This window comes from Pseudomonas sp. 18173, from assembly GCF_050432945.1.
Classification (GTDB): domain Bacteria; phylum Pseudomonadota; class Gammaproteobacteria; order Pseudomonadales; family Pseudomonadaceae; genus Aquipseudomonas.
In genome coordinates this window covers 105,381-118,223 of record NZ_JBKFTN010000004.1, presented here as the reverse complement: position 1 = coordinate 118,223, position 12,843 = coordinate 105,381, and the positions used below count along the sequence as shown (strand labels likewise).

Annotated in this window: 11 protein-coding genes and 2 pseudogenes; 6 read left to right on the top strand and 7 right to left on the bottom strand. The window is 62.2% G+C overall.

Annotation, left to right across the window (positions count from 1 at the left end):
* Positions 1-2: 2 nt before the first annotated feature.
* Positions 3-281: a hypothetical protein gene (locus ACLD1X_RS05980; RefSeq protein ID WP_429366551.1), complete on the top strand. Its 279-nt coding sequence runs from the start codon at positions 3-5 to the stop codon at positions 279-281.
* Positions 282-308: 27 nt separating this feature from the next.
* On the opposite strand, the gene ACLD1X_RS05975 is transcribed toward ACLD1X_RS05980, so the two are convergent.
* The 4 genes and pseudogenes from ACLD1X_RS05975 to ACLD1X_RS05960 all read right to left on the bottom strand — a co-directional run bounded on the left by ACLD1X_RS05975 (position 309) and on the right by ACLD1X_RS05960 (position 3,870).
* Complete coding sequence (locus ACLD1X_RS05975; RefSeq protein WP_008021686.1) at positions 309-470, bottom strand: metallothionein; 162 nt, start codon at positions 468-470, stop codon at positions 309-311.
* Positions 471-664: 194 nt separating this feature from the next.
* Entirely contained in the window at positions 665-1,420 is a 756-nt protein-coding gene (locus tag ACLD1X_RS05970) for a methyl-accepting chemotaxis protein (RefSeq protein WP_429366705.1), read from the bottom strand.
* Between the two features lie 102 nt (positions 1,421-1,522).
* Positions 1,523-2,341 (bottom strand): annotated as a pseudogene (locus ACLD1X_RS05965) (cache domain-containing protein); the annotation flags it as partial.
* A 212-nt stretch (positions 2,342-2,553) separates the two neighbouring features.
* Entirely contained in the window at positions 2,554-3,870 is a 1,317-nt protein-coding gene (locus ACLD1X_RS05960) for a Na+/H+ antiporter family protein (protein ID WP_429366550.1), read from the bottom strand.
* 156 nt (positions 3,871-4,026) lie between these two features.
* Here ACLD1X_RS05960 and ACLD1X_RS05955 point away from each other — a divergent pair.
* The 3 genes and pseudogenes from ACLD1X_RS05955 to ACLD1X_RS05945 form a co-directional block, all read left to right on the top strand.
* Positions 4,027-5,520 (top strand): annotated as a pseudogene (locus ACLD1X_RS05955) (HAMP domain-containing protein); the annotation flags it as partial.
* Positions 5,521-5,622: 102 nt separating this feature from the next.
* Positions 5,623-6,378 (top strand): methyl-accepting chemotaxis protein, encoded by a 756-nt coding sequence (locus ACLD1X_RS05950; RefSeq protein WP_429366704.1) that lies wholly within the window; start codon positions 5,623-5,625, stop codon positions 6,376-6,378.
* Between the two features lie 293 nt (positions 6,379-6,671).
* Positions 6,672-8,348 carry an MFS transporter gene (locus ACLD1X_RS05945; protein ID WP_429366549.1) on the top strand — a complete coding sequence of 559 codons (1,677 nt, stop codon included), beginning with the start codon at positions 6,672-6,674 and terminating at the stop codon, positions 8,346-8,348.
* Positions 8,349-8,482: 134 nt separating this feature from the next.
* On the opposite strand, the gene ACLD1X_RS05940 is transcribed toward ACLD1X_RS05945, so the two are convergent.
* The 3 genes from ACLD1X_RS05940 to ACLD1X_RS05930 are packed head-to-tail and all read right to left on the bottom strand — an operon-like array spanning position 8,483 to position 10,788.
* Positions 8,483-9,799 carry a sensor histidine kinase gene (locus tag ACLD1X_RS05940; RefSeq protein ID WP_429366548.1) on the bottom strand — a complete coding sequence of 439 codons (1,317 nt, stop codon included), beginning with the start codon at positions 9,797-9,799 and terminating at the stop codon, positions 8,483-8,485.
* A complete protein-coding gene (locus tag ACLD1X_RS05935; RefSeq protein WP_429366547.1) occupies positions 9,796-10,464 on the bottom strand; it encodes a response regulator transcription factor in 669 nt (222 codons plus the stop codon). Before ACLD1X_RS05935 ends, ACLD1X_RS05940 begins: the two co-directional genes overlap by 4 nt.
* 3 nt (positions 10,465-10,467) lie before the next feature.
* A complete protein-coding gene (locus ACLD1X_RS05930) occupies positions 10,468-10,788 on the bottom strand; it encodes a PepSY domain-containing protein (protein ID WP_429366546.1) in 321 nt (106 codons plus the stop codon).
* A gap of 404 nt (positions 10,789-11,192) precedes the next feature.
* On the opposite strand from ACLD1X_RS05930, the gene ACLD1X_RS05925 reads away from it, so the two are divergent.
* Complete coding sequence (locus ACLD1X_RS05925) at positions 11,193-12,272, top strand: patatin-like phospholipase family protein (RefSeq protein WP_429366545.1); 1,080 nt, start codon at positions 11,193-11,195, stop codon at positions 12,270-12,272.
* A gap of 75 nt (positions 12,273-12,347) precedes the next feature.
* Positions 12,348-12,704 (top strand): 6-carboxytetrahydropterin synthase QueD, encoded by a 357-nt coding sequence (gene queD / locus ACLD1X_RS05920; RefSeq protein ID WP_008021670.1) that lies wholly within the window; start codon positions 12,348-12,350, stop codon positions 12,702-12,704.
* Positions 12,705-12,843: the final 139 nt, after the last annotated feature.

Sequence of the window (12,843 nt, the reverse complement as noted above, 5' to 3'; positions counted from 1 at the left end):
ACATGAGCGCAACACCCGTCAGCAGCCTTGCGCAGCTGGAATACGGTCTGGACACGTCGCTCGGCCGCATCAGCAAAAGCGCCGAGTGCCGGATCGGACTGGAACAGGTCGAAAATGACGCCTTTTGCTTCGCCCTACGCATCCCGCCGCCACTGCCGGAAGATCTGGAGCAAGCCAGAACCCTGGTGCTGCGGGTCGAAGGACGGCGCCTGCAGGGCACCGTCCGCTACAGCGAACGCCTGGAGGATGGCAGCCTCAGGCTGGAAGTGGAGCCGGACTAGGCTCCACTTTTGCGCGTACCGTGGTTTTCAGTGGGCGCACTTGCAGCCTTGGGAAGCACACTCCTCGCCATGCTCGTGATGCTTGGCACAGGCTTCGCAGCAATAGTGCTTGCCGTGACGGGCAATCGGATGTTCACCGAGTTTGCAGGTACATTTCGGACAATCGCAGATACTTTCACGGTCAATCATGGAGCTGACTCCTCTAGCAAGGTCGTCCCGTGCTCGGATGCACAGGATAAGTGTAGTGGCTGTCGCTCCTGCCGATTACAAATCCCTGTGGGAGCGGGCTTGCTCGCGAAGAGGGAGTGTCAGTCACGATAATTGTTGTCTGACACACCGCCTTCGCGAGCAAGCCCGCTCCCACAGGTCTTGTCTCTGTTCTGTCAGATACGGAACTGCCCGACCAGGCTGCCCAGGCGCTGGCCGAGGTCGGCCAGGCTACGGGAGGTTTGCGCGCCGAGTTGGGTTTCGTCGGCGACGTTATCCACCGCCACGGCAATCTGGTGCACGCTGCGATTGATCTCTTCGGCCACGGCGGTCTGCTCTTCGGCGGCGCTGGCGATCTGTGCGTTCATCGAGTTGATGGTCCCGATCAACTGGGCCATGGTGTCCAGCGACGCCCCCGCCTCGTTGGCCTGGGCCGAGGTGCCGTCGCCCGCCTCGCTGGAGCGACGCATCGCCTCCACCGCCGACTGGGTGCCAGCCTGCAAACGGTCGATCATGCCCTGGATTTCCTGGGTGCTGATCTGCGTGCGGCTGGCCAGCGCCCGCACTTCATCGGCCACCACCGCAAAACCGCGCCCGGCCTCGCCAGCGCGGGCGGCTTCGATCGCCGCGTTGAGCGCCAGCAGGTTGGTCTGCTCGGCAATCGAGCGGATCACCCCGAGCACGCTGACAATCGACGACACGTCTTTTTGCAGGCTGTCGAGGGACACGCCGCTGCTGCGGATATCGTCCACCAACGCATGGATCTTCTCGATGCTGCCAGCCACCACACGCTTGGCCGCCTGCCCTTCTTCGTCGGTCTGCTGGGCTGCCACCGCGGCGTTCTGCGCGCTCTTGGCCACTTCCTGGGCTGCCGCCGACATTTCATTGATCGCCGTGGCCACCTGATCGGTCTCATGGCGCTGGCGCTCCATGGCCTGGTCCGAGCGATGAGCCTGGTCGGACACCTGACTCACCAGCCCGGTCAGTTGCGAGGTCATTTCGGTGATCTGGCGCACCAGTCCATGAATCTTGTCGACGAAACGGTTGAACGAGCCGGCCAGTTCGCCGAGCTCATCCTGGCTGGTGAGCGTCAGGCGACGGGTCAGATCGCCCTCGCCTGCCGCGATGTCGTCGAGGTTGGCTTTCATCAGGTGCAGCGGACGCAGAATGGTGTTGGCCAGCAACATGCCGGCAGCGGCAATCACCAGCAGCACCACGACCGCCACGCCGACGATGCTCAGCACCATGCCTTGCATGCGCTCCTGGACCTTGGCTTCGACCACCGCCACTTGCGCTTCAATGCCGTCGAGGTTGACCGAGGTACCGACCGCCATGTCCCACTTCGGCAGGTATTCGGTGTAGCCGAGCTTGGGCACCAGCACCTGGCTGTTGCCGGGTAATGGCGAGCTGTATTGCAGGTAGTGCGTACCGTCCCTGGCGACTTTCACCAGATCGCGGTTGACGTAGACACCGTTCGGGTCGCGGTTGTCCTTGAAGCTCTGGCCCACGCCTTCGGGGCTGTTGGCCTTGAACAGGCGCACGGTGTTGGAGTCGTAGCCGAAGAAGTAGCCTTCCTTGCCATAGGTGATGCTCGACAGCAGCTTGATCACCTGGGCCCGCGCCGCCTCATCACCCGGGGCGGCCGCGTCGTAAAGCGGTTTGATCGCGGTCATGGCCACGGCCACGTAGCTTTGCAAGGTCGCCTTGGCATCGCTGAGCAGGCGTTCGCGGGTCTGCTCGACTTCCTTGCGCGCCTGATCCTGAAGAATGAACAGCGTGGTCAGGCTGATGACCAGCGCAAACAGCAATACCGGGAGGACGGCAAGGGACAGGACCTTAGCCTTGAGGCTCATGCGCATGACGTTCACTCTTTTGATGTTGTTGGCGTGGTTAAAAGCTTTAACGGCACGCCAGGGCAAAAGTTGAACGCGGTGAGATGGACTTGCGAGCCCCTGTAGGAGCGAGCTTGCTCGCGATGGGCTCAAGAGCGCCGCGTTTAGTCAGTAAACACGCGTTATCGTTAACGACCATCGCGAGCAAGCTCGCTCCTACAGTGGTATCGGGGTCACAGGACCATCGCAGCCACCCAGCCAAACGCCAGCAGCGGCAGGTTGTAGTGCAGGAAGGTCGGGACCACGGTGTCCCAGATGTGATGGTGCTGGCCGTCGATGTTCAGGCCGGAGGTCGGGCCAAGGGTCGAGTCCGAAGCCGGCGAACCGGCGTCGCCCAAGGCACCGGCCGTGCCGACGATGCACACGATCGCCAGCGGGCTGAAGCCCAGTTGCACGCACAGCGGCACGAAGATCGCCGCCAGGATCGGCACGGTGGAGAACGACGAGCCGATGCCCATGGTCACCAGCAGCCCCACCAGCAGCATCAGCAAGGCGCCGATGCCCTTGCTGTGATCGATGTACGAGGCCGACGACTCGACCAGCGTCTGCACCTCACCGGTGGCCTTCATCACTTCGGCAAAGCCCGAGGCGGCGATCATGATGAAACCGATCATCGCCATCATTTTCATGCCTTCGGTGAACAGGTCGTCGGTGTCGCGCCATTTGACGATGCCCGACACCGAGAAAATCAGGAAACCGGCCAGCGCACCGATAATCATCGAATCCAGCAACAGCTGAATGATGAACGCCGCCGCGATGGCCACGCCGGCCACCATCAGGCTCAGCGGGTTGTATTGCACCGCCACTTGCTCGACCTGTTCGATCTTCTCCAGGTCGTAGACACGCTTCTTGCGGTAGCTGACAAACGCGATCAACAGGCCCGCCACCATGCCCAGGGCCGGAATGCCCATGGCGTGGGTCACATTGATGCCACTGATGTCCACTCCGCTGCGGGCGACGTTGGCCAGCAGGATTTCATTGAGGAAGATGTTGCCGAATCCCACCGGCAGGAACATGTAGGGCGTGATCAAGCCGAAGGTCATGACACAGGCGATCAGTCGGCGGTCCAGTTGCAGCCTGGTCAGCACATAGAGAAGCGGCGGCACCAGCAACGGAATGAACGCGATATGGATCGGCAGGATGTTCTGCGAAGCAATGGCCACGACCCAGAGCAGGCCGATCAGCAGCCATTTGACCTGGCCACCGCCGCTGGCGTGCTGGCGATCGACCAGCGCCAGCGCCTTGTCGGCCAGCGCATGGGCCATGCCGGACTTGGCAATGGCCACGGCGAAAGCGCCCAGCAAGGCGTAGGACAACGCCACCGTCGCCCCACCGCCAAGGCCACTGTTGAAAGCCTTGAGTGTCGCCTCGATCCCCAGGCCACCGGTCAGGCCACCGACCAGCGCGCCGACGATCAGGGCAATCACCACATGCACGCGGGACAGGCTGAGTACCAGCATGATGCCGACCGCGGCAATTACTGCATTCATTTCATTACCTCGAGACAAACGAAAAGACTCCGTCCGGCAGTCTGCGAAGAGCCGCCAGCGGATTAAGGAATGGGTTTTATTAGAGGGCGCGCACTGTGCCGCAGCATCACCTCCTTGTCAAAGCACCCCGGCGCTGTCGATATGTAACGGCATGTGATGACCTGTAGGAGCGAGCGAGCTCGCGATGCACTTGTGAGCACCGTGGGGTATCAGGTTTCCATCGTCATCGTTGGCGACCATCGCGAGCAGGCTCGCTCCTACAGAGGGCACTGTTTGATCGCCGATAAAAGGGATAAAGAAACCGAAATCCCGGCCGTTACAGTGCAAAGTCTCAGATATTTATCGAATAAGGACGTCTCCATGTCGCTCAGACAACTTTCCATTCAATGGAAAATCACCCTGCTGGCCGGGCTGTGCCTGGCGGGCATCGTGACCCTGCTGGTGGGTCTTTCCCTGTACCGCATGGAGCACAGCTCCGAGATGGTGAAAGCCTCGAACATGGAGATGTTGACCGAAGCGGCCCAGGCCCGGATCGAGTCCCAGGGCGAAAACCAGGCGCTGGGAATTCGCCAGCAGTTCATGGACGCCTATCAGTACGGCCACGGCTTCTCCCGCCAGGTGCTGTTCCTGCGTGAGCAGGCCGAGAAGCGCTTTCTCGATGCCTTTGACCTGCGCGAAGACCTGACCCGCCAGGTCAAGTCGGCCCTGCAGGCCAACCCGGACCTGCTCGGCTTGTCCCTGGTGTTCGAACCCAACGGGCTGGATGGCAAGGACGAACTGTTCATCGGTCAGGCCGAACTGGGCAGCAACGACAAGGGGCGTTTCGCCCTCTACTGGTCGCAGCCGACGCCGGGCAAAGTCACGTCCATGGCGTTGCCGGAAAAGGACATGGCCGACACCAGCACCGGCCCCAGCGGCGAAGCGGCCAACGCCTGGTTCACCTGCCCGCGCACCACGCTCAAGCCGTGCGTGATCGAACCCTACTTCTATGAGATCGACGGCCAGAACGTGCTGATGACCAGCATCGTTTTCCCGCTGACGGTCAACGGCAAGGTCATCGCCTCGCTGTCGGTGGACATCAACCTCAACAGCCTGCAAGCGGTCAGCCTGGGCGCCAGCAAGAAACTCTACGACGGCCAGACCAGTGTCAGCATCGTCAGCCCGGCCGGCCTGCTCGCCGGCTACAGCCCGGACGCCAGCAAACTCAGCCAGCGCCTGGAGGCCGTGGACAAGGCCAGTGGCGCCGAACTGCTGCGCATGCTTGCCGCCAGTAGCAAGACCGACAGCCTGAGCAGCAATCAGCAACTGAAAGTGCTGGCACCGTTCCAGCCGATTCCTGGCGGTAAATCCTGGGGCGTGCTGCTCGACGTCCCGGAGAAAGTCCTGGTCGGCCCCGCCGAAGCCCTGAAAAAGCAACTGGACGACAGCAACACCGCCGGTACGCTGGTCGAGCTCGGCCTGGGGATACTCGCCGCTTTGTTGGGCCTGGTGCTGGTGTGGCTGATGGCCCGCAGCGTCACCAAACCGATCCTCGGCGTGGCGCACATGCTCGAAGACATCGCCAGCGGCGAAGGCGATCTGACCCGTCGGCTGGCTTACGACAAGAAGGATGAACTGGGTCAACTGGCCGGCTGGTTCAACCGTTTCCTCGACAAGCTGCAACCGATCATCGCCGAAGTGAAACGCTCGGTGCAGGACGCCCGCAGCACCGCGGACCAGTCGTCCGCCATCGCCACCCAGACCAGCGCCGGCATGGAACAGCAATACCGCCAGGTGGATCAGGTGGCGACGGCGTCCCATGAAATGAGCGCCACCGCCCAGGATGTCGCCCGCAGCGCCGCACAAGCGGCACATGCCGCCCGCGATGCCGATCAGGCGACCCGTCAGGGCTTGACTGTGATCGACCGCACCACCACCAGCATCGACAACCTCGCCGCCGACATGAGCGCGGCCATGGTTCAGGTCGAAGGCCTGGCAGCCAACAGCGAGAAGATCGGTACGGTACTGGAGGTGATCCGTGCGATCGCCGAGCAGACCAACCTGCTGGCCCTCAACGCCGCGATCGAAGCGGCCCGTGCCGGTGAGGCCGGACGCGGGTTTGCCGTGGTCGCCGATGAGGTGCGCAACCTGGCGCGACGGACCCAGGAGTCTGTCGAAGAAACCCGCCTGGTGATCGAACAACTGCAAAACGGCACCCAGGATGTCGTGAGTTCGATGAACAACAGCCATCGTCAGGCCCAGGGCAGTGTCGAACAGGTAGGCCAGGCCGTGACGGCACTGCGCCAGATCGGTGATGCGGTGACGGTGATCAACGACATGAACATGCAGATCGCCAGTGCCGCCGAAGAGCAAAGCGCGGTGGCCGAGGAGATCAACAACAACGTGGCGACCATTCGCGACGTGACCGAATCGCTGTCGGGCCAGGCCAATGAATCGGCACGGGTCAGCCAGTCGCTCAACAGCCTGGCGAACCAGCAGCAGAGCCTGATGGATCAGTTCCGCGTTTAAACCCAGCCCCCTCTGTAGGAGCGAGCTTGCTCGCGATGGTGCGTCAGTCGACACCAAGGTATCTGACACTCCATCGCGAGCAAGCTCGCTCCTACAAATGTCGAGCTGTTCAATAAAATGGTGGCAAGTGGATATCTGCCACAGGCCGATTATGCTTCAAGGAACCTTGCAGCATTTTGTGGCGTCAACCTCAATGCAAGACCCGTGATCCGATGACTTCAGCCCCAGGGCCTGGGTACGGTAATTGATGGTGGGAACTCCGGCCTACGACAAGAGCAAGACGGAGAATACTCATGACGGCAATCTACGGCACATCCGCGGGCAGCACGCCCAACCACGGGATCACCCGGGAGGAGCGCAAGGTCATTTTCGCGTCGTCCCTGGGTACCGTGTTCGAATGGTATGACTTCTACCTGTACGGCTCCCTGGCGGCGATCATCGCCAAGCACTTCTTCGCCGGTGTCAACGAAACGACGTCCTTCATCTTCGCCCTGCTCGCCTTCGCCGCAGGCTTCGCCGTGCGGCCCTTCGGCGCCATCGTGTTCGGCCGGCTGGGTGACATGATCGGACGCAAACACACCTTTCTCATCACCATCGTGATCATGGGCGTCTCCACGGCCGTGGTGGGGATGCTGCCTGGCTATGCAACCATCGGCGTGGCCGCGCCGGTCATCCTGATCAGCCTGCGCCTGTTGCAAGGCCTGGCGCTGGGCGGTGAGTACGGCGGAGCTGCCACCTACGTGGCCGAACATGCCCCCAAGGGCAAACGCGGCTACTTCACCTCGTGGATTCAGACGACCGCAACCCTCGGCCTGTTTCTTTCACTGCTGGTGATCCTCGCCTGCCGCACCGTGCTGGGCACCGAAGCCTTCGAGGCCTGGGGCTGGCGGATTCCGTTCCTGCTGTCGATCCTGTTGTTGATCATCTCGGTGTACATCCGCCTGCAGCTCAGCGAGTCACCGGTGTTCATGAAAATGAAGGCTGAAGGCAAGTCCTGCAAGGCACCGCTGACCGAATCCTTCGCCCGTTGGGACAACCTCAAGATCGTGATCATGGCCCTGCTCGGTGGCACCGCCGGCCAGGCCGTGGTCTGGTACACCGGGCAATTCTATGCGCTGTTTTTCCTGCTGCAGACGCTGAAGATCGAACCGCAGACCGCCAACCTGCTGATTGCCGGCTCGCTGCTGATCGGTACCCCGTTCTTCGTCTTTTTCGGCAGCCTGTCCGACCGCATCGGCCGCAAAGGCATCATCATGGCCGGCTGCATCCTCGCGGCCCTGACCTATTTCCCGATCTTCCATGCGTTGACCCAGTACGGTAACCCCGACGTGTTCGTCGCCCAGGAGAAAAACCCGGTCACGGTCATCGCCAATCCCGCCCAGTGCTCGTTCCAGTTCGACCCGGTGGGCAAGGCCAAATTCACCAGTTCCTGCGACCTGGCCAAGACCGTGCTGGCCAAACGGGCCATCCCCTATGAGAACGTGAAGGCCGAGCCGGGCACCGTGGCGCAGGTGCGCATTGGCGATAAAGTGGTGCAGAGCTTCGAAGGCACCGGCATGCCGGCCGCCGACTTCAAGACCCAGAACGACGCGTTCACCGCCACGCTGGCCACGTCACTCAAGGAAGCCGGCTACCCCGAGAAGGCCGACCCGGCGAAAACCAACTACCCGATGGTGCTGTTGCTCCTGACGATCCTGGTGATCTACGTGACCATGGTCTACGGGCCGATTGCCGCCTGGCTGGTGGAACTGTTCCCGGCGCGCATCCGCTACACCTCGATGTCGCTGCCCTACCACATCGGCAACGGCTGGTTCGGTGGCTTCCTGCCGACGGTGGCGTTCGCCATGGTCGCGGCCACCGGGGATATCTACTACGGGCTGTGGTATCCGATCGTCATCGCGGTGATGACGGCCGTGCTGGGCATTTTCTTCATGCCGGAAACCAAGGATCGGGAGATTCATCACACCTGAATCCGACCCCTACAGTCCCTGTGGGAGCGGGCTTGCCCGCGATGAGGCCGTCACATTCAAAATCACCATTGACTGTGCCACCGCTATCGCGGGCAAGCCCGCTCCCACAGGTTCAGAGTCCTGACCGGTAGATTTCAAGTGTGCCTGGGCAACTCGATGACGACCTTCAGCCCGCCCCACTCACTGTCCAGCAGCAATAACTTCCCATCCCAGCTATCGACGATGTCGCGCACGATGCCCAGCCCCAGGCCATGCCCATGGGTTTGTTCATCCAGCCGCGTACCTCGGCTGAACACCTGATCGCGACGCTCTTCGGGGATGCCCGGGCCGTCATCTTCGACACAGAGTTCAAACCCGCCCGCCGTTTCGGCCACGCTCACGCGAACCTCGGCATCCGCCCATTTACAGGCGTTGTCCAGCAGGTTGCCCAGCAGCTCCAGCAGGTCTTCCCGATCCCATGGCAATTGCAGGCCGGTCGGTGCGCGGTAGCTCAGGGCCAAGTGCTCGCCGTGGATCATGTTCAGGGTTGCCAGTAATCCGGGGAGCTCGGCATCGCAATCAAACAGTGCGCCCGGCAACGCATCGCCGGACAGCCTTGCACGATTGAGTTCGCGATTGAGCCGTTGCTCGACCTGCTGCAGTTGTTCCTTGAGGGTCTTGCGCAGTTGCGGGTACGCCTCAAGCTGTTCGCTTGAAGCCAGGCTCAACAGCACCGCCAGCGGTGTTTTCAACGCGTGGCCGAGGTTGCCCAGGGCGTTGCGTGAGCGCTTGAGGCTGTCCTCGGTGTGGGCCAGCAAGTGGTTGATCTGCGCCACCAGAGGCTCCAGCTCCACTGGCACCTGATCATCGAGTTGCGAGCGCTGGCCCCGTTGCAATTGCGCGATCTGCTCGCGTGCCTGTTCCAGCGGACGCAAGGCGCGGCGCACGGTAATCCGCTGCAGCAGCAGAATCAGCAACAGCCCTGCCAGACCGAGGCCCAACCCGAGCTGTTGCATGCGCCGGAAGCTTTCGCGTATTGGCGTGTAATCCTCGGCGACGCTGATGGAAATCGGCACCCTCGAACGTCGATAGTCCGTACGCAGCACCAGCAACTGCTGCCCTTCCGGCCCCAGTTGCAGGTTGTCGTGCAGGCCGGGTTGATCGAGTGCCGGCAGTTCCTGGTCCCACAAGGAACGTGAGCGCCAATGGCCATCGGCGAAATCGATGCGGAAATAATGCCCGGAAAACGGCCGCTGATAGGCCGGTGACAAACGTCGTTCATCCAGTTGCAAGCCTTGCGGCCCGCGCACCAGTGCCGCCAGCAGGTTCTCGCTGTCGTTGCGCAGCCCGGCTTCGAGGTAGCGTTGCAACCCCATTTCGAACAGCCACAGGCTCGTTTGCGCCAGCACCAGGCCAACGACCACCATCACGCTGATCAGGCCCAGGCTCAAGCGGCGCTGGATCGATCTCACCGGGCTTGTCCGCCGAGCAGATAACCCTGGCCGCGACGGGTTTCAATCACGCTTTTGCCGAGCTTGCGGCGCAAATGGTTGACGTGGACCTCCAGCACATTGGAATCGCGCTCGGTCTCGCCGTCGTAGAGGTGTTCGGCGAGATGGCTTTTGGAGAGGATCTGTTCGGGGTGCAGCATGAAATAACGCAACAGGCGAAACTCCGCGGCGGTCAGCTGAATGTCGGCGCCGTCGCGGACAACGCACTGGCGACCTTCGTCCAGGTGCAGCCCGGCGGACTTGAGCGTCGGCTGGTTGACCTGGCCATGGGAGCGGCGCAACAACGCCTGGATGCGCAAGAACAGCTCTTCGGGATGAAAGGGTTTGGTCAGGTAATCGTCGGCGCCCGCCTTGAGGCCTTCGATGCGTTCGGCCCAGGAATCACGGGCCGTCAGGATCAGCACCGGCGTGGCCAGCCCCGCCGCGCGCCATTGCGCCAGCACCTCAAGCCCCGGCATGCCGGGCAAGCCGAGGTCGAGGACGATCAGGTCGTAAGGTTCGGTACTGCCCTGATGCACCGCGTCGCGACCGTCGGCCAGCCAGTCCACCGCATAACCCTGGCGGTTGAGACCGGCCAGCAGTTCGTCGGCCAGGGGCACATGGTCTTCCACCAGGAGCAAGCGCATGGATCAGTCTTCCTTGTCTTTCAATAAGCGGCCGTCAGTCGCATCGATGTGCAGCTCACGGACCACGCCTTCGAGCGTCAACAACTCGACATCATAAAGATAGATGTTGTGCTTCTCTTCGAGTTCGGCTTCCAGCAGTTTTGCCCCAGGGTAGCGATCCATCGCCTGCTGCAGCAGTTGCTCCAGCGGCAGGATCACACCTTGCTGACGCAGGCGCAGGGCTTCATCCTGGTCCAGGTCGCGGGCCATCACCGCCGAGCAGAATGCCAGAAGCAGCAGCGCCATCCGGCTGCCGGCGCATCGATTGAGTAGAAACACCTTCATTACCAATCCTGATGATCCTTGAGTCACTGCCCGCTGACCGCGTCTAATTCCAGAGCCCGGTCGATATCCTGCTGCCAATTATTGGTAGAACTGGCCAGTGCGAGTGGCGTGAGCGTCTCGAAAGCCGCAATGGTACCAGCGTCGCACAATCCCGGCGCTTGATCCGGGCCAGGTTCCCGGGCGTGGGTACACCTTAGCCGGATGAACTTAATTGAAACTGAATTGCCATCATTGCTGGCCATTACACATTCCCTGTGGGAGCGGGCTTGCCCGCGATAGCGGTGTATCTGCTACATCAATGCCGGATGTGCAGACGCCATCGCGGGCAAGCCCGCTCCCACAGGTTGTTCGTATACATGAAGTACAGGTTTTATAATCCCCGCTTGCCACACTCCGAGACCGCAATGACCGCCATCCACATCAAGTTCCCTTCTCTGACCCTCAAGGCCGGTCCGCGCGCCTTTGCGCACATCCGCGCCAACGGCCTGGAGGCGGCCGAAGTCGGCACCTTGCCCGGTGCGGCCGGCGGTCCGAAGGCGCTGGGGATTCAGGGGCTGGACCTGGCGCTGTTCGGCGAGTGGCTGCCGGCGGCACCGCGGGAACGCTCGCTGATCGGTGCATCGGTGGGTTCCTGGCGCTTCGCCAGTGCCTGCCTGCCGGACGCCGCCGAAGGCATCCGGCGCCTGGGGCAGCTGTACACCGAGCAGAATTTCGCCAAGGGCGTGACCATGGCGCAGATCAGCCAGAGCTCCCGGCGCATGCTCGATGACCTGCTCGACGGTCGCGATGCCTCGATCCTCGACAACAGCGATTACCGCCTGAACATCATGGTGGTCAAAAGCCACGGCCTGCTCGCCGACGATCATCGCGGTCGCCTCGGGCTGGGCCTGTCCTCGGTCATCGCCGACAACCTGCGCGGCCGGGCGCGGCTGGCCCGGCACTTCGAACGCCTGATCATCCACGACCCGCGCCTGGCGCCGCCGGTCGACGCCTTGAACGACTTCCCGTCGCGCTTTGTCGCCCTCAACGCCGGCAATCTGCGCCAGGCCCTGCTGGCTTCAGGCTCGATCCCGATGGTGATGGAAGGCGTGCGCGACCTGCCGGGCGCTGGCGCCGGCACCTTCCGCGACGGCGGCTTGCTGGACTACCACCTGGACCTGCCCTACAGCGGCAACGACATCGTGCTTTACCCACACTTCACCGACCGGGTGATTCCCGGCTGGTTCGACAAGACCCTGCCGTGGCGCCGCGCCTGCCCGGCGCGCTTGCAGAACGTGCTGCTGCTGGCGCCGTCGAAGGACTACCTGGCGCGCCTGCCCTACGGCAAGCTGCCAGACCGTAACGACTTCAAGCGCTTCATGGGTGACGCCCCGAGCCGGCAGAAATACTGGCGCACGACCATGGATGAAAGCCGCCGCATGGGCGACGAATTCCTCGAACTGGCCGCCAACGGTCGCTTGGGCGAGCGCTTGCTGACCCTTTAGTCAGGACAAACTGATAAACTCGCCACCTGCCCGAATCTTTGCGGCGAACGCCACCTGAACAGAGCTGAAGATACTGTGGAAATTTTCAAAGAGTTTACCTTCGAATCCGCCCACCGCCTGCCCCACGTACCGGACGGCCACAAGTGCGGGCGCCTGCACGGTCACTCGTTCAAAGTGGCAATTCACCTGAGCGGCGACCTCGACCCGCACACTGGCTGGATCCGCGATTTCTCGGAAATCAAAGAGATCTTCAAGCCGCTGTACGAGCGTCTGGACCACAACTACCTCAACGACATCCCTGGCCTGGAAAACCCGACCAGCGAAGTGCTGGCCAAGTTTATCTGGCAGGAACTGAAGCCTCTGCTGCCGGAACTCAGCGCGATCCGCATCCACGAAACCTGCACCAGCGGTTGCATCTATCGCGGCGAATAAAAACACAGCCCCCTCTGTAGGAGCGAGCTAGCTCCGGGCGGCGTTCCGACGATGGACGCCTGAGCCCCGCGGGCTGCCAGATGCCCAGCGTTATCGTTGATGCCCATCGCGAGCCAGCTCGCTCCTACAGTGAGGAAGG